This window comes from Thermoplasma sp. Kam2015 (assembly GCF_003205235.1).
Taxonomy (GTDB): Archaea; Thermoplasmatota; Thermoplasmata; order Thermoplasmatales; family Thermoplasmataceae; genus Thermoplasma.
Window position 1 is genome coordinate 1 of record NZ_QJSM01000045.1, and the last position, 19923, is coordinate 19923.

19 protein-coding genes and 1 CRISPR repeat array are annotated in these 19923 nt (G+C 34.3%); of the genes, 8 read left to right on the forward strand and 11 right to left on the reverse strand.

Going from position 1 to position 19923, the window contains the following annotated elements; genetic code table 11:
• Positions 1-967 precede the first annotated feature (967 nt).
• A CRISPR array of direct repeats spans positions 968-2574; the repeat unit is 29 nt; unit sequence CTTTCAATCCTATTAAGGTTCTATTTTAC.
• A gap of 699 nt (positions 2575-3273) precedes the next feature.
• The 6 genes from DMB44_RS09785 to DMB44_RS09030 all read left to right on the forward strand — a co-directional run bounded on the left by DMB44_RS09785 (position 3274) and on the right by DMB44_RS09030 (position 10287).
• Positions 3274-3405: a transposase gene (locus DMB44_RS09785; protein WP_369907633.1), complete on the forward strand. Its 132-nt coding sequence runs from the start codon at positions 3274-3276 to the stop codon at positions 3403-3405.
• A gap of 353 nt (positions 3406-3758) precedes the next feature.
• Complete coding sequence (locus DMB44_RS09010; protein ID WP_110642924.1) at positions 3759-4772, forward strand: DNA double-strand break repair nuclease NurA; 1014 nt, start codon at positions 3759-3761, stop codon at positions 4770-4772.
• 4 nt (positions 4773-4776) lie between these two features.
• Entirely contained in the window at positions 4777-6327 is a 1551-nt protein-coding gene (locus tag DMB44_RS09015; RefSeq protein WP_110642926.1) for an ATP-binding protein, read from the forward strand.
• Positions 6328-6430: 103 nt separating this feature from the next.
• Complete coding sequence (locus tag DMB44_RS09020; RefSeq protein ID WP_110642928.1) at positions 6431-8554, forward strand: hypothetical protein; 2124 nt, start codon at positions 6431-6433, stop codon at positions 8552-8554.
• Positions 8541-9389: a hypothetical protein gene (locus DMB44_RS09025; protein WP_110642930.1), complete on the forward strand. Its 849-nt coding sequence runs from the start codon at positions 8541-8543 to the stop codon at positions 9387-9389. Before DMB44_RS09020 ends, DMB44_RS09025 begins: the two co-directional genes overlap by 14 nt.
• Entirely contained in the window at positions 9358-10287 is a 930-nt protein-coding gene (locus DMB44_RS09030) for a DNA adenine methylase (protein WP_110642932.1), read from the forward strand. Before DMB44_RS09025 ends, DMB44_RS09030 begins: the two co-directional genes overlap by 32 nt.
• 15 nt (positions 10288-10302) lie before the next feature.
• On the opposite strand, the gene DMB44_RS09365 is transcribed toward DMB44_RS09030, so the two are convergent.
• The 7 genes from DMB44_RS09365 to DMB44_RS09790 form a co-directional block, all read right to left on the reverse strand.
• Positions 10303-10449, reverse strand: a complete 147-nt coding sequence (locus tag DMB44_RS09365; RefSeq protein ID WP_153280215.1) for a hypothetical protein — start codon at positions 10447-10449, stop codon at positions 10303-10305.
• Between the two features lie 24 nt (positions 10450-10473).
• Positions 10474-10671: a hypothetical protein gene (locus DMB44_RS09035; protein WP_110642934.1), complete on the reverse strand. Its 198-nt coding sequence runs from the start codon at positions 10669-10671 to the stop codon at positions 10474-10476.
• A gap of 3 nt (positions 10672-10674) precedes the next feature.
• Complete coding sequence (locus tag DMB44_RS09710) at positions 10675-10803, reverse strand: hypothetical protein (protein WP_255414325.1); 129 nt, start codon at positions 10801-10803, stop codon at positions 10675-10677.
• Between the two features lie 318 nt (positions 10804-11121).
• Positions 11122-11706 carry a hypothetical protein gene (locus DMB44_RS09040; RefSeq protein ID WP_153280216.1) on the reverse strand — a complete coding sequence of 195 codons (585 nt, stop codon included), beginning with the start codon at positions 11704-11706 and terminating at the stop codon, positions 11122-11124.
• A gap of 15 nt (positions 11707-11721) precedes the next feature.
• On the reverse strand, positions 11722-12234 hold the full coding sequence (locus tag DMB44_RS09045) for a hypothetical protein (RefSeq protein ID WP_110642938.1): 513 nt from the start codon (positions 12232-12234) through the stop codon (positions 11722-11724).
• A 345-nt stretch (positions 12235-12579) separates the two neighbouring features.
• On the reverse strand, positions 12580-12765 hold the full coding sequence (locus DMB44_RS09370; protein WP_153280217.1) for a hypothetical protein: 186 nt from the start codon (positions 12763-12765) through the stop codon (positions 12580-12582).
• Positions 12766-12834: 69 nt separating this feature from the next.
• Positions 12835-12939: a zinc-ribbon domain-containing protein gene (locus DMB44_RS09790; protein WP_110642940.1), complete on the reverse strand. Its 105-nt coding sequence runs from the start codon at positions 12937-12939 to the stop codon at positions 12835-12837.
• 242 nt (positions 12940-13181) lie between these two features.
• Between DMB44_RS09790 and DMB44_RS09055 the strand changes: the two genes are divergently transcribed.
• Together DMB44_RS09055 and DMB44_RS09060 are read left to right on the forward strand one after the other, a co-directional pair.
• Positions 13182-14171, forward strand: coding sequence for a DNA methyltransferase (locus DMB44_RS09055; protein ID WP_110642942.1), 990 nt, complete (start codon positions 13182-13184; stop codon positions 14169-14171).
• A complete protein-coding gene (locus DMB44_RS09060) occupies positions 14149-14955 on the forward strand; it encodes an MvaI/BcnI family restriction endonuclease (RefSeq protein WP_237265389.1) in 807 nt (268 codons plus the stop codon). The genes DMB44_RS09055 and DMB44_RS09060 overlap by 23 nt, the downstream gene beginning before the upstream one ends.
• A 358-nt stretch (positions 14956-15313) precedes the next feature.
• Here the strand turns inward: DMB44_RS09060 and DMB44_RS09065 are convergent, their stop codons facing one another.
• The 4 genes from DMB44_RS09065 to DMB44_RS09080 form a co-directional block, all read right to left on the reverse strand.
• Entirely contained in the window at positions 15314-15574 is a 261-nt protein-coding gene (locus DMB44_RS09065) for a transposase (protein WP_161952128.1), read from the reverse strand.
• Positions 15575-16021: 447 nt separating this feature from the next.
• The gene (locus DMB44_RS09070; protein ID WP_110642948.1) at positions 16022-16906 is read right to left on the reverse strand and encodes a hypothetical protein; all 885 of its coding nucleotides are present in this window, start codon (positions 16904-16906) and stop codon (positions 16022-16024) included.
• Positions 16907-16944: 38 nt separating this feature from the next.
• Positions 16945-17859, reverse strand: coding sequence for a DNA adenine methylase (locus tag DMB44_RS09075; protein ID WP_110642950.1), 915 nt, complete (start codon positions 17857-17859; stop codon positions 16945-16947).
• A gap of 35 nt (positions 17860-17894) precedes the next feature.
• Entirely contained in the window at positions 17895-19397 is a 1503-nt protein-coding gene (locus tag DMB44_RS09080; RefSeq protein ID WP_110642951.1) for a ParB N-terminal domain-containing protein, read from the reverse strand.
• Positions 19398-19923: the final 526 nt, after the last annotated feature.

The window sequence follows — 19923 nt, forward strand, 5'->3', positions numbered from 1 at the left end:
ATTTTATAGATTATATATAATCACTGTCATTTATTTTCTAGTATCACGAGTTTGTGTAAACTCCTGGAACAAGAGAAGTAAATCTCTTGCACCAGGAGACATACTTATGCTGAACTACAAACTGGAGGTACGAATAAGTATGGAAGAGATGGATAAAAGAGGTTTTCCCAAAGTATCAATTTCAGAATGGATTGTGTTAGAAATCTTATTATTTCTTCAAAATCCACTGAAACTATGGCTTAACAGTTTAATTTTTCTAATTCTATGTGTATTTTTCCTGAAGATCGATAGCTTATGCTATTCTGTCAAGAAATCTTGCGATCACAAGATTATAGCACATAGCTTTTAGATATATCTTGACCATCACACTCTCCCCGTTATTAGCATGATATGAAAGAAAAGGAACATCCCTTTCATGAATGCATGGGATGTTTCACCATTGATCGAATTCTGGATATAATGAGATCCCTCCTATGCCTTTACATTCTTAACCGAGATAGCCTTTCTCTGTAGCATATAATGCCAGGAATGCAGAGATCGATCTGTTGATCATGAACATTTGTTGATCCTAATGATAATTTTTCAATGATTATGATCTCATTGACCAGTATGTATTCTTTGTATCAGAAATACTTCTCATGATTTTTTACTGAGCATGTTCCATCTGAAGATCTTTCTGTATCGACATCATCTCTCCTAGTTTTCTATGTTCTCTCCTTTCTGTCTTTACAATTGATGTATGATGCATTGTTCCTGATTTTATTCTTATATGTCTCGATCTGATCTACCTGTCAGGGGATCAACAGGCGCCTCAATCTTCCTGTATGGTTTGGGCAATCCTTTATGTTAAATCTTATTCTTTGACCATGAGGGTCTGAAAAAGTTCTTCGGTGAGAGGTTTGGAAAAATTCGATTATTTTTGATTAAATTATATTAAGCCTCTTTTATCACCTACATAGGCGATCAAATTATAATCCTATTAAGGTTCTATTTTACTATGTTGCGTCGTTCGTGCTTGCCGGTAGACTTTCAATCCTATTAAGGTTCTATTTTACGAGAGGTGCTTTCTGGAGATATAAACATCTCAAACCCCTTTCAATCCTATTAAGGTTCTATTTTACAGAACTCTCGCTTGGTGTGCTTGTTTCAGATTCTATCTTTCAATCCTATTAAGGTTCTATTTTACCTTGAATTCCTTTTGATGAATGAACGTGCTGAGGTTCTCTTTCAATCCTATTAAGGTTCTATTTTACAAAGGCAGATGAATAAGAAATACGGAAGTAGTTGCAATGCCTTTCAATCCTATTAAGGTTCTATTTTACTTCCTGTTTATAGTGTGTATGCTGTCCGTATCACAATACTTTCAATCCTATTAAGGTTCTATTTTACCATAATCCGATCCTATCGATTCAAGCCATGATGGAATCTTTCAATCCTATTAAGGTTCTATTTTACAAATTTAGTCTTATGTTTTTCCTTATGCTTCAATTCACTTTCAATCCTATTAAGGTTCTATTTTACTAGTGCCTGTTTGATTGCCGACATCCACTATTGAACTTTCAATCCTATTAAGGTTCTATTTTACAGCTTATCACGAGTGCGACTTCAAACGTTCTTTCATCTTTCAATCCTATTAAGGTTCTATTTTACTCTCCATCCCCGAGTTCCTGAGGATACTGAACTCAAGGCCTTTCAATCCTATTAAGGTTCTATTTTACTACAGATGCCCTTTTGTATGCTTTTGTATCTGCCCTCTTTCAATCCTATTAAGGTTCTATTTTACAAAGAAACGTTTGTTCATACGCTAATGCTTATATATCTTTCAATCCTATTAAGGTTCTATTTTACTCAAGTTATTATGTATTGACTGATTACATCGATATACTTTCAATCCTATTAAGGTTCTATTTTACTAAATACTCGCCAACGCCCTCTTTTTCCACTTTTAGACTTTCAATCCTATTAAGGTTCTATTTTACAAAATCGTGTGCTACTGGATTTATCAGCCGATTATCCTTTCAATCCTATTAAGGTTCTATTTTACCTGTAGAGTCATCGCAACAATAGACAAAACAGTAATCTTTCAATCCTATTAAGGTTCTATTTTACTTTATGTCCTTCTTCCAGAGCGTCATGGCGAACTTCACCTTTCAATCCTATTAAGGTTCTATTTTACTTAGAGCCGTCTAAATTTATTATTTCACTCATGATTTCTTTCAATCCTATTAAGGTTCTATTTTACTGATATCATTAGCTACATTGACTGTTCCTACAGTATTCTTTCAATCCTATTAAGGTTCTATTTTACCAATCACCACGACACGCATTTTCCGATGCCTCAATATCCTTTCAATCCTATTAAGGTTCTATTTTACCCAGAGGATGTAGTCCAGTGTAGTCCAGTGGCTACACCTTTCAATCCTATTAAGGTTCTATTTTACTGTTTCAGGCGACGTCATATTCACAGGGTCATCGGACTTTCAATCCTATTAAGGTTCTATTTTACTGAAGAAGCTACTGGTTTTGCCTCTGCCGTGTTTCCACTCTTTCAATCCTATTAAGGTTCTATTTTACCCGGTAGTATAGATCCCATTAATACTATATTATTTTTTGGTACGGAATTAGTAAAATGTACAGAACTCATGAACATATAGTAAGTATATAAAGGATCTATACATCTCTGAAAATATAAAAGGGGCGGTAATTTCAGAACAATAATATCCGATTTATAGAGCAGATCCATAGAAATAAAGGAACTTATAATGTCTCATGCTAGAGAAGAATATGCATCAGAAAAGCTTCGAAAATATTGTAGGCGATATTTCATAATAATTACTTGATGTCCGCTCATTTTTCTAAAGAAGGGATGCATTAGAGAAGGACTCGCTATCTTTGAAATGGGCATAAGAGAATTAGATGATTGAGATATTGTGATTCTATATAGCTTCAAAAGAATATCATTTGCCCTAGGTAGAGCTGGTGAACATCTTTATACAAGATGGTTTAGATAAACATTATTCTTCATAACTGATAGAATGTACAAACTAGACGAAGAGATAAGGAATAGATCACCAAATACTGATCTTCTGCTATGCATCATCCACGCATCGAAGAACTCTGAATCCGAGATGATGGAGTCAGAGAAAACGTCTGCAGGCGTAACAGCTTAAGGGATCTCTCATTTCAGAAACTGGGAGAGGACGCGCTTCTGAAATTAAATGAACTCAAATTCCTTTGGGGGAGCACTATCCAGGGTAGGCATATAGTATGGAGATGAATCTGAACCATCTGCCCGCCTATTTCGAGTATTCTCAGGCAATAAGGAAATCTATGAATAGCAACAATACTATCGAAAGGATGGACATGAAGATTAGACGAAGCATAAAGAGCATAGACTCCTTTTAACGGAGGAATTAGACATGAGAATAATACACCTCAGAGTCGCAGAGCTAAATTAGAAATAGTAGCACACGGTTATGAACGGATATTCTTAATGCAAAGTAAGTTAATATAATTGTTTAGTGAGAGGTATACCTAAACTTACATAGAATTTGAGACACTATCTTGGAGGACTACTGAGCATCTTTTATTGAATAGAAAAGACCGAATAATGAAAAATTTAATATATCAATTAGTGACAAATTATATCATCTTTTTGTTAATATAATATGCATTTGTATTTGATGATTAAATTATAATCAAATAATTCATTATATCTACGATAATGTTTAAGTATAGCTTACTAATAATATATTAGTATGGACTATTATTCAAAATTAATAATTTCAAACGATTTTAATAAATTAATTGTAGAATTGCAGAATTCGCATATCAATTTTAATAAAGATGAAATCTCATTGCCCATTTCATTTAACGTTTCGGATTATGATGGAAATGGAAATATTAAAGTCCTAGAAAATGAAAACGCGATAAATCTAGTTCCTGAATTAGGATATGAATATATACGTGATGGCAACCGTTTAATTAGTGGCTATGATGAGAGCTTAATAAGCATACCTGCCCTAGAAGGTATTGCATTTATGTTTGCTCATAGTTTAGTCATTCTAAACGCAGAAAAGTATATACCTATAGTAAAATTGTCTCTTAATTTTTATACCAGATCTAGAGCTTTAATCAGTAATTCGACCTTAATAAAATATGCAGAAGACGCTTCTGTTGATTCTAAAAAAGATTATGTTCGCGATAAGAGTGATTTACTGATAAATTTCGCTCATCATGATTCTATTATATTAATTGATGGACCACTTATAGGTGGTCAGGTAAGCGATTCCAATATAGATCTTAATCGAAAACTGTTGAAGAAGGGGATAATACCGGTATATATTGTTAAAAATTCTAATAGTTCATTAATAGTTGATAATCTATATAATGGACAGTATAATTCAGACTTCGAATTTGCATTTAAAACATTAAAAAAGGGACAGAGAACTAGCTTATATCATTATCAAGATATGTATAGTAAAGATAAAAATAAAATTTTTACTTATATAAAACCATACAGCAATGTAAGTCCGATTAGACTCGAATTACATGAAACTACCTATAAATTGTATGAGTCCGAATTAAATAATATATTTGATTCCATATATTATTTATTTCTCGCCCAGGGAAATAGTAGCAACCCTCAACCAAGAATAGTGGCTATTGCTGAGGCATATGCCCGGGAAGTTTTAAGGGCAATAGACGTAAACGACATTATATTTAAATCTGGGCTAATTCCCACGATGAATTATACCAGATTTGGATGGTGAAGAAATGCTAGTGACGTTAGGCGAAGAGGATGGAAAGATAAAACTAATATCTAAAGAATCCGACAACGATGGAATTTTACCTTATGGCTCGTTCATAACCGTGGAAGACGGCAATAGAAAGTTTATATTGAGAGTTGAAGATTCCATACAAATAAATTCTTTTAGTATTTCACCAATGTTGGCTGATATGGATATTAAACCTTTACTTCAAGATCAAAAGGTTAGGAACCTAGTACTTGCAGTAAGGATAAAGGAGATACCTCCAAGAGATGATGGTTTAAATAGTTATATCAAACCCATGTTATTCGCTCGACGTTCAAATCAAGAAGAAATAGATTATATAATGACTAACCAAACTGGAATACCCGTTTTCTTGTCTTCAATGTATGCATACGATTCCCAAGTGTTAAAGGATGAAAACAAAAGGCCCATATTAGTCAATATACCAGAAAAATTCTTTTTTTATCAAACCCTTATAACTGGTGCAACAGGGTCCGGAAAGACAGCGGCGATGAAATATCTGTCGCAATATTTTGTTGAAAAATTAGATACATTAAATGGCCCAGGAGCAGTTTTGGCTATAAATGTAAAAGAAGACGATTTCCTATATATGGATAAATCATCAAAAACAAACAAAGAGGAGATTTTAAAGGAGTGGGAGGCGCTAGGGGAGAGTAGTCATGGTATTGATTCATTTAGAATATACTATCCTGGTAATAATATACCTTTGTCAAAAAATATGGACAAAAATAAGGCTAAAAGTATAACAATAAAAACAAAAAATTTAGATCCTGAAAATTTAAGTGGCATTATTCAAAATCTACCTGCAAAAGGTGCAGAGCAGATAATAGATATATTTAGATATTGGCAGGCTAACGTTATGGGAAAAAGAGGCGAAGGATATAAAATGTCTGATTTTATAAGATATCTTGATGATCCTGCCAAAAATAGGATTTATAAAGTTCTCACAGCTAACGGTGATATATACGAATATACGTTGCATGCAGCAACACTCAATAGTCTAAAAAACGCTTTTGTAACAGCTTCACAATTCTTTGATGTTGAAAATGCCGATGAATTGAAGGCCTCTGACATTTTAGAAAGAAGAAAAATGTCGGTTATAGATCTAAGTCAAAAAAATGCGATAGGGTTTGGGGCTATTTTATTGCGGGATATACTTAATAAAATTTATGAAGAGAAAAGTAATGGAAATTCTAACGTTCCAATTCTTGTGATAATTGATGAAGTTCACGAGTTTTACGGCAATTCTAAGACTTATGAAGCGTTGAAAACACTTGACGCTATAGCGAGAAAGGGAAGAAGCTTAGGGATAGGTGTAATATTCGCCTCTCAAAATCTGGAAGATATCCCGTCAGGTATTAGCAAAGTTGTAAACTCTAAAATTTTCTTTAAAGGCTATTCAGAAAGGGAAAAACGTAAAATTATAAATGATGATGCTTTGGGCCCTGGTTACGCTATCTCTAGAATTTATGGATTAAGTTTTGTAAAAATGATAAAATTTCCTTTACCTTTCGGTGGTCTATATGAAAAATGATGATAATGACATTGGGAATCTATTAAAGGAGTTATTAAGCGAGGAAGAATACGAGGCTCTGAGAAGAGCTTTAGAATATAATAAATCGAAGGGTGATGATTAATTGTTTGAGCTCACGTATAAGAATTTACAAATTAACATCAAAGAAAATTACTCAGAAAGTTATAAAGGTGATAATATATGTATACTTAAGGGGCCTAATGATACCGGGAAAACGACTGCCCTAGCCTTAATAAAACTTGCCTTCTCGAATTTTCAACTAAATCAGATTGATAATGAAACGATGAAAAATAAACTAAAATTAATCTTGAATAATCCAGACTTCGAAATGCATTTGTTAATATCCAGCTATGACAATAGTTTTAGTATTAGAATAGACTATGATAATAATTTAAACCGCGCTGATTATTATATAAATAATCGTCCGACTGGTTATACGCATTTTATCGAAGATATCGAACTTCTGTATGAGGTACCGGGCGAAGCGATTAAAAAATTTCAGGGTATTTTATACGATACAAAAAATAAACTAACTGAATATGAAAAAATATTAATAGCTTACGAGGCACATATTAATGAATTATATGACAAATTAACAAGATACGAACATTCAGAAAAAAGAAAAAACCAAATAACGTCAAAAATACAACAACTAAATGAAAAACTAGAAAGTATTAAATTTATCTATGACCAAGATCTCAAAAAATATCAAGAATTACACAATAAATTCATATATAATAAATATCGAGAATTAGAAATTGATATCTCAATGATAGAATCTAAGATAGATGAATTAAATAGAAATATTAAAAAAGATAAATATAAAAACAGAAAAATAAATAGATATGGAAATGAAGTCCTTAATAAGGCTATGGAAATTTATCAGTTAATTAATTCTGACAAATCCTTATTTGATTCATTGGTATATAAAGATGAAAAATATCGAAATATTTTCGAAGATAAATTAAAACTATTAAATAGTAATAATATTGATGATATAAATTTAGAGCTGATCTCAAGTTTTAATACCTATTTTAATCAAATCAAGCAACAAAATTCTGAAAAATTAAATAATAGCGATGATAACGAATCAGTCTTACAGTATAGATTAGTTGAACAATTAATAGATCTTATAAATAAATATATTGATAAGAATCCTATTATACCAATTTTTGAAAATACAGCGGCTGAGTTTCTTAAAAAATTATATAACGAAGAAGAAAAATTAAAAGTTGCTTATAATCAATATGAAAAAATCGAAAATTTAAACTCTGCATGCGATAATATTATAAAAGAATTGGGTAATTTGACGCTATTATTAAAAACATACGATATGAATAAAGATAAAAATAAAACAAAAAATATAATGAATATTAAAGATGATCAATATAGTGATATCATAGATTATGAATCTTTAATCAAAAAAATGGAAAGCGAGAAAGAAAGACTCATAAAGGAACGAAGCTCGATAGAAGACGAATATAGGCATCTCCCCGAGGCCTATAATAAATACAATTTAGAAATCTTAGGAAAAATTCTAGAGGATGCAAAAAATAAATATGAAGATGATAAGCGAAAAATAGATTCATTAGAGAAAGACATAAATGATCAGAAAATTCTACTAGATAATTTAGAAATAGTTGAAAAACCTTCATGCGATATGACCAAAAATGAGATGGAATTAGAATCTAACCTTTTAGTGCAAATAAAAAAGAAGCTTAAAAATTATAAAGAACTCATCGACCTATTATTAAGTAATAATTCAGAGCAATTTCCTAGAAATACCTCCTCCGATAAGTTTTTTGAGATATTGGGTAAGTATATCGCTAATATCATAAAGTTTATATATCATCTACATGAAAAATATCGCTTATTAGGTATAGATTTTGTTAATCGTGCATACCTCATCGAACCAACAGAGTCTGGTACGGATAGGATATCCTTCGATTCTATTGGAACTGGAACTAGTGCCTTAAATGGGCTTCTTGCTAGGATGCATCAAGACACAAATGGGAAGAAACTTATTATATTAGTTGATGAAATCGGTGATATGGACGATAATAATCTAAAAAATCTAATAAATAATGCAGAGATTGAGATAAAAGCGAATAGACTATTGCTGATGCTTATGACTAGGCCAGATAATAAAAGTAATGATACTAAATCAAAAGCTGTCTGTGAATCTATAAAATTCGATCTAGGTGATAAAAATTATGGAATCGAATGATTTTGATGAGAACATAATAAAGAATTTTCTAGAAAAATTAAAGGAATCAGTTGATGTTAAAAAAATAAATATAATCGATATACTGAAAAAATCATCTACTAAAAGATATGAATATTTTAATGAACTCAAATTAGCTGAATCAGATCTCAATCCTACGGATATTATTGTGTTGTCAAGAGAAAATTTGATTTATAAAAAAGAGAATGAAGGGTATATCATTACATTGAAAACTCTTATACTTATGAAATACGATTCAATGAATGAATTTCTAAATGACTTAAATAAACAGTTTCTAATTGAAATATATAAAAAGAATGCCCTGGAACTTTCATGGGATGAGAAAACGATAATTTTGACGTTATTGGGATTAATGGCATGCGATAAAAAATCGGCCTTTAAATTTGAAACCGATAAAAATGCAGATATGTTTCAGACATGTGCTGAAGACGCAATGAAGTTCTTGCAAGAAAATAATATAATAGATATTCAATATACTGTGGATAAACTATTTAATTACAATGCTAGGGGAGAGCATAAGGTGCAAGCTAAAATGAGTAGGATAAACGATATTGTTATAAAGAGTAGCGGTGTTTATCAAAAAGATAGTAGGGACGGACATTATTTGAATATAATTATTAATAACGATATAAATATTACTAATCTCTATTTAATACTCAGATTAGTTTTTCCTTCCCTTCCAAATAAGCAAGAACTTATAGAACTGTTGAAAAGAATAAATAGTAGAAGGTACGAAATTCTAAGTGATGTAAGTGATATTCCCTTATCATTAAAGCAAAAACTATATGATAGCATACGAATGTGGACTATTAACTGAGGATAATGATATGCGGAATTTAACGCCCCTAAGATTTCCAGGAAACAAAAGATGGTTAGTAGATTATGTAAAAGATTTCATAAGATATCATAATTTGAACAATATAATCGCTGAACCTTACGGGGGAAGCGTATCTATATCTTTTGGATTATTAGAGATGAACATCATTACAAAAGCATATATTAATGATAAAAACCCGATGATTTATGCGTTTTGGTATTCGGTATTTAATTTGAATCAGGAATTAATAGACGAGATAAAAAATTTGTCAAGGGATATCACAGTCGAAAGATATTATGAATTGAAAGAAAATTATAAAAGATTCATTAATTCAAAAATAGGGAATAATGATGCTGATATGGTTGAGTATGCATCTACATTCCTGTTTTTAAATAGAACGTCTTATTCTGGAATAGTTAAAGGTGGGCCTATCGGAGGAAAAAAACAGGAATCCAAATATAAGATATATTGCAGATTTGGAGTAGAGAACATAATAAATAAGATAAATTACTTATATAGATTTAGGAATCATGTAAAATTATATAATTTAGATGGCATAGAATTTATCAAAGAATTTCATAATGAATATCCAAATAGCTTGTTATATATTGATCCTCCATACTTTAAGGCTGGCAAAGATCTTTATGATTTTTATTTCAACGTCGATAATCATATAATGCTTGCCAATCTACTATTGGGCAATGAAATAAGCAATCCGTGGCTTGTTTCTTATGATGACAGCGAATTTATCAAAGAACTATATGCTAAAATAGGTATTTTTTCTGATAGAATGCCAGCTAGAAAGTATAAATATTTGCCTAGGAAATATTCAATTTCTTCTAATAAAAGGAATGCGTATGAAATATTTTTTTCAAATAAAAAAATACCTCCACATTAAAGTGTGTTTCCTAATTCAGTAAGCATAGGTCATGTGCCTCATCTCATTGTAGAAGACAACCTTCATTGCTATCTCCTGAGCAATATTGTCTGCTTTCACTGCCTTGATGATCTCTCCCATTGTTCTCTTCAGGCCTGAGAAGTACATTTCAACAATCCACATTCTACCATAATCATTCTATTCTTTCTATCGATCCTCACCATTCTCTCTTGTCTGTCTTGCAGTCTTTGCCCTTGATGGCGATCCTCTTGAGAGAGCGGATACATTTTCCCTTGGTGGTATTATTGACTTCACATCATTCTCATGGAGAAGGTTATGTATATCCCTGCTGTCATATGCCTTGTCACTCAGAAATGATCTTAGTTTTTTCACAACTCTTTTCAAGATTCATCTACCATGCGGCGAATCGTTTCCATGCTCATCACCTATTATGAATGCCATTACAGAGACGTCACGAATGCTCACAATAACATGATGCTTCTGCCATCCCCCTCTTCCTGTGCCATTTTGTTCCAAGATAGTCTCCTCGTATTGTCATCCTGAACCTTGTTGAGTCTATTGCACCATCATATCTCATTGCTATCATTGCTTGACTCGTTATGGCATATCGAGCTAATTTCCCTTATCTACATCCACTTCTTGATACACTTCAATCTGCGTAAAAAGCTATTTGTAATTTTTTTGATCAAAGGCCTTGCCGTAATTTTAACCTGATTACATCTATCTCAGAACAAACAGCTTTGAAAAAGCGCATCTAATGCGAAACGTTATGATCAATATTGTCTTATACCCTGCAGATGAGCTTTTTTCAATGGAAATTCTTATAATACTCCCTTATATTGTGTTGTAGACTATTAACTCTACAGCCTGAATAACGTTATTCTCGCTGATCTCAGGCACGCCCTCATGACCAGGAAAGTCCGGATGCGTGATCTCCTTGGTGTAATGGATGTCCTCGAGGAGGCCGTGGCATATACCATCCAGATATGGTTTCAAGATGCTATCTACATTTTGGGCGTTTCCCGATATGTATTCCCTTACCTTGGCATTTAATAGCGCATTCGATTCGTATTTTTTCCAAAGTTCGATCGCCTTCTTCTTCATGGCCGCGTAGTCTAGATCATCTATTATGTATATCTCATCGCCCTCTCTTGCAAATACCTTCCTGCCGCAAGATCCAATAACATGAACTGGATCGCAGAGTATCTCGCCACGATAGCCAGTGGATCTTATCTTCTCCCTTATGGAATCGATGTCAGCGTACTTCGAAAAGGAAATGCTGGATAAATCATCGAATGTCATCAGTCCTTGAGTCAATTCAGTCTTTAGATCATGTTCTATGTCCTCAATTGTCTCTTCGTCCACTTCCGCTGTGAAGATATCTATAATACGATCCTCAAACTGTATGAGACTCAACAATGAATCGTGTTTGATTTATACCTTCAGCGGTTTCTTTGCATCTATTTTATTCTTCGTTATCCGCATGTAGAACCCTGCAAGCCTCAATTTCTCCCTTATATAATGAATATCGATGCTCTGCGGTACGTATATCTCCATGTCCTTGGAATCGATCGGAAAGCGATTTCCCCATATCCTCATTATCACGTATCTCAGCATCTTGAATGTGCGGTCATCTATGACGTAGGGAAAGATGCCAGAAGCCGCTGGCATCTTCATTCTCTCTATCTCTTCTCTTTCGCTCTCCTGTTTCCTCCTCATCTCTTCGGCCTGACTCTCCCTCTCCGCGGCTTCCTTTGCTCTCTTCCTCTCGATCATTAATTCCTGGATCTTCTCATCGATCCTCCTATCGTTGATTTTTCGTTCTATGGCATGTCTCAGGCTCTGTACGGAGGCTATCTTCATCTTCGCCGCTATCTCGGCTGGCTTAAGCCCGAAATCGTACAGCTCCATTATTTTTTTCATATCGTAGGATTTGCCTCTTGACATTATAATGCAATAAAATGATGCAATATTAATTTTGCATTATCGTTGCATTATTTTTGCATCAAAGTTGAACTAAAATTGCATTATTCCATGAACATGCCATGAATTTATTCCTTAATATCTATTAAAAATAAGCGCATGCAACCGTCCATGACTTTCCAGAAACTGAAAATTTTGGTCTAAAAGATTCGAGTATTTTTAGCGAACTATTTGATGCAATTTTTTATCAAGATCAACTGTCATGCATAATCTGGGCATGCAATATTCAAAACGATTATATGTTTCAGACTCTTTTAGATAGTCTATAACATAGTGTATCTGGCGATATACAGCCACCGCCACCGCGTTTCAGACTCTTTTAGATAGTCTATAACCCCTGGTAATTCGCTCATAGGAGGGCGAACCCACATCAAATTCCCTGTTGAAAATTTTCACCTCTACGCTGATCCTTCGTGAGGGGATGTCAGTTATAGATATCCTGCGGAGTTTTTCCATTTTTTCATCCTTTCTTGAGAACCATCTGATAATTCCCATAGAAACAATAACAGCAAAGACTTTTAAAGTTAGCGTTTATGTCAAAACCACATACTTCATTCCATCATCTCAACTCAGTTTCGCCCCGCAGTTCATGCAGAACTTGACTTCTTCAGGATTCTCGTATCCGCATACCGGACATATTTTCGTCTTCTCGCGGTAGTGCATCATCATGCGCTGCACTTCAGAATTGGTCCATGCGACCTCGATGCGAACTTCAAAAGGAGATCAAGGAAGAGATTGAATCCCTTCACAGCAAGTCAATATTCAGGACGATAATTATTGTCTCTGTTCCATGGCTAAATTCATTCCAGTCCCAATTGGCTATAAATAGTAGATTAAATAATGATAATTTTATTGGGTAAAGCTAAATCCAACATAAAACTTTTATCGAGTAATGAATGTCCTATGTATAAATGAACTCTGATAGTCTAAGAATTGGAAAGATTAGCGAGGAGGAAGAGCAAAACAATGTATATCCGTTGATAATCCTAAACCATGATGTGAATAAATACAAACCACTTTACATAAACTTCAATCGCACTTGTACCTGTCCTCCGAATCATCTCAACTGCCTAAGTGCAAAAGAATGGCTTAAAAGACAGGTCGGAATATGGGAATTCTTTTACGAAAAGAGAGATATTAGGGATAAGGAGATCCACCCCGCTACCTTCCCAATCTCGTTAGCAAGACAGGTAATTGAATTATTTACTCATCAGGGCGAACTCGTATTAGATCCCTTTGTTGGGAGTGGAACAACTCTTGTGGCAGCTCAGGATTTAAATAGAAATGCGGTTGGTTTTGATCTTCAAGAAAAATATATTAGACTATCTGGAGAAAGGTTAGCAATACAGAGGATATTCGGCAGCTCAAAGCAAATTGCTATTCAGGATGATGCGAGAAATATATCTGACTATCTTCTGGATAATACAGTTAGCCTCATATTTACGTCTCCGCCATATGCGAATCTTCTTAATAGAGAAAGAAAGAACAAATCAAGGAGAATGAGGAATAATAGCCAGCTTGGAAGAATAGAACAGTATTCCCAGGATCCAAGAGATTTAGGAACACTTCCTATAGAAGACTATACCAGGGCTATGGGAGATATTTTTGAACCACTTCTAAAAAAACTTAAGCCTAAAGGCCATTGTGTTATTAATGTTCCTGATATGTGGTGGGAAAATAAGCGAATAGCGATTCATGTCCATCTCATAAATGAAATGACGGCAAGAGGTTATGAGCTAAGAAACATAATAATATGGGATAGGAGAAATATAGTGAATCAGATGGGTATTTTTGGATGGCCAAACAATTATATTACGATGGGAGTGACCTTCGAATATCTTCTTGATTTTTGGAAGCCAGATAAGGGGGTAAATGAAGATGATAATTTACACAAAGAATGAGCTGATAGAGAGACTAAGGGAAATAAAGAATATGGGCTATGTTGATTGTACCAGACCTGCTAATGACGGTTGTGTTGGAAATACTCTAGAAGATCTTCTTGGGATTGAAGAGAACAACATACCTTTGGCTAACAGCGGAGAATGGGAATTAAAAGCGCAGAGAGCATCAACCAAATCCCTTATAACACTCACTCATTTTGAGCCATCTCCAAGGTCTGTTGAATTTGTTTCAAAGGTATTACTTCCTTATTATGGGTGGCCTCACGAATCAATAGAAGGAGAAATGAGTTTTAGACAGACACTCAAAGCAACTGAAAGAACGGATAGAGGTTTCACTATAATCGTTAATTATAGCCAGAGGAGGGTGGAGGTATCGTTTGATGCAAGCAAAGTAGACATGAGACATTCCGAATGGCTTAAAACGGTTGAAAAAAGGGTTGGTTTGGGAGAATTGGATCCGCAACCTTATTGGGGATTTGATGATCTTTTCCATAAGTTTGGATCAAAAATGCCAAACTGTATTTATGCGAGAGCTGAAGTTGAGATAGGATCGCCGATAGAAAAAGGACGTATTGATGGGAGAATCTCAAACAACGAAAGGTATTGGTATTCTGAAATATACATGTGTTCTACTCTTGATCAAGATAAGATCCTAAGAGCAATTTCCGATGGAATCATTTACGTAGATTTTGATGCCAGAACCCATCATAATCATGGTACAAAATTCAGAATGGAACAAGGTTATCTCCCGATGCTATATAAGAACGTTTTCAAGATTGAATAAGATAATTCACTTATTTAACAATATATAACCACTTCGATCCAGTTAGCACGATTAAGAGCATTTTATTTGCAACATTAACCAAAATTTTTGTATAGCTTTATTTCTACATTAAATGTTCATAAGCGAAGATCTCAATGCGGATCTATTTTTAAGTATCGTTATTGTAAAACCAGAATGAGTATTATTGAAGAGTTATGCCTGAATAAAAATGAAGAGGAACCGTAATGGCAATTTTTAAGTATCTTTCAGGCTTTATTATAGCGTCCCGAAAGTTGTGTATTTATAAAGGATACCTCTTCTGGAACATTTCCCTGATCTCGTCCTTGCACTTATAGAATCTCCTCAACATTCTCTGCGACTATGCCTCATTGATCTCTGCCGATCTCAGGTGGATGACCTTCATTGCACTCTCCTCTGTTGGCAGGGAATCAATGATCTCTATTCTCCGCCGGATCTCCTTGTTCATGCGTTCCATGATGTTGGTGGAGTGGATTGATCTCCTTATGGGTTCAGGATAATCATAGTACTTGAGCAATATACTCAGGTTCTTCTCCATATTGTAGACCGGCTTTGGGTATTTCAAGGACCATTTATTGTTGAAGGCAGTGAACTTATTCATCGGTAATACTTCCCACATCAGATGCAATACGAGATTCCTTTGAATCGCATGGATTCGCCCATATAGCAGCAACCTTTGCAAGGGATATACCAAATAAGAGGATGCCTCTAAGAAACAGCCCAACTAATGTATCCGGTGAAACATCAAGCACGATGCTTAAGGAACATATCATTGTTATGCAAAAGAGCAATAGCTTGAGCTGCCCCTAGCTGAATCTTCTAATTTTCCGTTCAGCGAAGAGACTTATGCATGTACAGGTATATTCTGTACAGATTCAGTAGTGTAATATCCGCAGGCGACCATTTAGACTGCGAAAGTCCTATTTCTATAAGCTCTGCAAATTTTTCATTAAATTTTTATCATTAGCTGAAATGCGTGCATCTACTTCAAAAAGTAAAGCCTACTTCATACACTTAACTTTTCTGTAAGAAGAGGATTAGATTAATCTCAGTTAGTTAAGTCTTTGGGTCTTTGATAGTTATCAACTAGATCCATAAGAAAAGATACAGTTTCCATCAAAGCATCCTCTGCTTCTTGGCAGGACGTCCATATTTTATAGCCAGGAATTGAGGATATATCACTCTTTTTTCCCTTCAATACATCTTCTAGAATACCCCTATATTTTTTGAGCCATTCTTGGTTTTCACGTAACTGTCTTTCTCCTATGTGAGCAGCAAAATTACCTAATTTTCGCGCTTTAGTGTTTATGTTGTTAAGTCTGTTCGAAAGATTAGGAAATATATTTCGGGCTTCTTTACTCAATGCGCCCCAATATACATCTTTTAGTTCATGATTTTCATCTAGAAAACTTTCGGGTGGAGCTAAAACTAAAGTCGTATTCCCTTTTTGGTCTGTTTTTTTTACGTAGGTGCAAGCTAAATATAAGGAACTATCTATAGCGGCGCGGCAGAGCATCGCAACACCCTCGTAAATTTTATTACTTAAGGAATCCATGGCCTCTAATATAAGTCCTATGCTTAATTCAGCAAATGGAACTTCTACATTTCTAAGCTTATCAAAATATTTGTAAACAATTTCCTGTATTTTATCTGGATAAATATACCGTTCAGGAGCCAGTTCAAGTAGCTCAAAGACATATTTTTTGCCTTCGTATTTCAGCATGATATTTTCAGGCGGATCCGAGCCGGCTGGTATACGTATTCTTATAGAGAAGGATTCACCATTGCGATCATCTTCTAAGAACTCAGGTTCTGGAAAGTATTTTTTCAATTCTCTTTTTAGATCTTCTTCAAGCAAATCGCAAGCATGAGCGTACTTGGATATATCAATATTCAGAGTAGCGCCGTATGTAACGACTAGTTTCTCTTCCATAGGAACCACATATAAATTATATATAAAAAATTCAATTTTTATTCTCTGCTTATAATTGAAGGATTGGCTATTTCCAAGTTATTAGCGTCGAAACGCTCAAGGCGGATCGTATCTAATGGTGGAATTTTTAAATTAGAAATTAAAAGTTCCCTGATTCCACGCTTTAAGTTCCCTGCTTGATAATCCGTGAAAATATAATCATGCATTTCATTTTTATATAGGTTATATATAAAATTCGAGTCGTCGTAGCTTACCAACCATGGGACCTTCAATTTCACCACAGCATCTGCTAGATCTTTATGTTCTTTATCTGTAAAATAATTCCTATAAAGAACCTTTCCAGCATTATAATATGGTGGATCTATATAGAAAAAGCTCCTATCCCTATATTCCTCGATATTAAATTTTCTTATTAATTCAATGCCATCATCTTCTCTTATGGTAATTCTGTCAGAGAATTTCCCTATATCATTGATTTTTTTGATAATTCTATCTACATTAAACCTGCAATTCAAAGAATATTTTGAAATCTGTCTCTTACCACCTATTGGTCCTGCCTTTATTATACCGGAATAGTTTACTCTGTTGTAGAAAAGAAAGGCCAATCCTATTTCTATCGTATCATATTTCGTATATGCATCTTCTTCAAGGTACTTTTTGAAGTTATACCATGTCTCCATAGATATGTCTAGAGATCTTACCGCATCGATAAATTCCTGATTATGAAATAAAATGGACTTCCAGAATGCGACTATCACAGGATCTTTCTCACATATGACTGCGTGGTCAGCGAAACCATCTTTTAGGATTCCTATTGAAACGGACGCGCTGCCGCCGAAAGGCTCGAATATGGTACCCAACTTGATATTATGAAAAGTAAGGAATCGTTCAACATACGGGAGTATCCATGTTTTACCTCCAGGATACCTAAGCGGAGTTACTGTCGGTTTCATATTGATATATCACCATCTAGGCCTAAACCTTTCGGTTAGGAAGAATTTGTAAGTATTGTTCTAAGAAGCTCCCTCGTCGTCCCAGCGATCCTTCTAATTTCTTCCGCAGTGGGATCTATCCATCTTCCATGCACGATTGCATTCATGTATTGCCTATGATCGTTCTGTATCTTTTCAAGAACTTTCTTGGCTTCAGAATAATCAGAGAATAGTTCTTTCACATTTTTTATTGAGAACTTCAGCAGGTCAGCAAGATCAACGTAATCTTTACCTCTTTTGTATTCACGTTGTAATTTTTCGGTTAATTTCTTATAATCTATCCTATATAACAAGGCTGATTCAAGGAGAGCCCTGATCAGCAGGACACCAGAAGCCGGTCTATCGGTCATGTTATTCTTAGCTAATTCGTAGGTAAGACGTCTTAATCTAGGATCTTGCACGGTTATGGCATTCAATAGACTATGGAAATACTCTTCTGGTTTTGCTCGTTGACTTGATTTTGTTGTTTTTACCTTTGTCCTTGTGTTCCCATTTTCATTATCCTTTGATTTTTCAGGCATCATAGATGTATTTGAAGCGCTATTATGGTCTCCATCTTTCACCTTAATAGCGTTGTTTTTATCATATTCTTGTAACCATTGCAATATATACGCTTTAACTTGGGACTTAGCGGTACGTGTTGTTATCTTTGGTTCGTTGTTTAAAAACATTGATCTTGTCAGTTTCATTATGACATATTTAAATTTTTCAGCATCTATTGTTGTTTGAACGTTATAGTGATCATCAAAGGTCAAACCTAACATATTTTGGATCTCGGAAGACATTTGGTATGGTAAAACAGAAACTTCAAGGTCGTTATTTAGCAGTTGTCGCCTCTCCGATTGATCCCATGAGGATATATCTCTGATATATTTGATCAGAGCGTAGTTTTTAAGACTTTGTTCAATCGTAGTACGGTCTTCACCAAGTATTTCACTAACCTTATCTACATTCCAATATTTCTGGAATTCCTTATAATCCCTTCTCCATTTAGAGAGGTAGGACCATTTCTTTATTTGGTATTTAGTATGTCTGGCAGTTATGATCTTCTGGGCTGATTCTCTGTCTGGAGAAACTATAACCTCAAAATTTTTTAATCTATCCAGATCTATGCCAGAATCTCTAATTATAGTTTTAATTTCGTCTTGATATTCAAATGGTGCATAATTTGTATCAAGCATACATTGCGCAGCACATACTCTTCTATTTCCTTCAAGAACTATATACTTGCTTTCATCCTTGATAACAATTATATTTTCACCAACATAGAAACCAGAATTCTCCGCTATTGATTCTATCAAATCCATTATTTTCTCGTGTTCAAATAAAGCACGTATAATATCAGGCTGACTTGCGTCTGATTTTAAATCCAATCTAGGATTGTCTGGATCTAATAGTATATCAACAGTCTTCACTATTTCCTTTGGCCATTGCGGTTTGCCTATTTCGGGCAGCTCAATTTCATCAATATCCTCATCTCTTTCCTTTATCTTGTCCACTTAAATCACCTATATATCCCATCTGATTAAATTCGATTTACTATAGTTAGATCGAGTAAATACTTTTTATTACCTTTCAGTTTCTAAATGAAATCTTCTGATCTAGTCTAGCCTTGCTTTGTAGTTGATGCAGATTTTCGTCTCTTCACCGAGTCTGCAAGTATCATGCACTTAGCTTCAAGATGCTAGAATCTCTATCCATTGTTGGTCGAACCTGTGATATAGCCTGCAGCACTTGAAAGTGTTTAGTGTATGCTACCATCCAGCAGCCTTATGCTGTCATCTTTATTAACCTCGACAGTTAAGAGCCTTCCCTTATATCTGTAGCAAAGCCTCGTCTTTGGTTGAAATATACCATTGCCGGCTTGTGGCTTGGATTTGTATGATTTCGCGGATGCGTCTTGCATTTTGGTCTCATTAAAATCTAAATGGATCGGCATATTTTTATTTTTCTGAATTTAAATAAATTTTCTCCATTTATAATTTTGCATAAATTTTTAATTTTATTTTTACCTGAAAAATAATT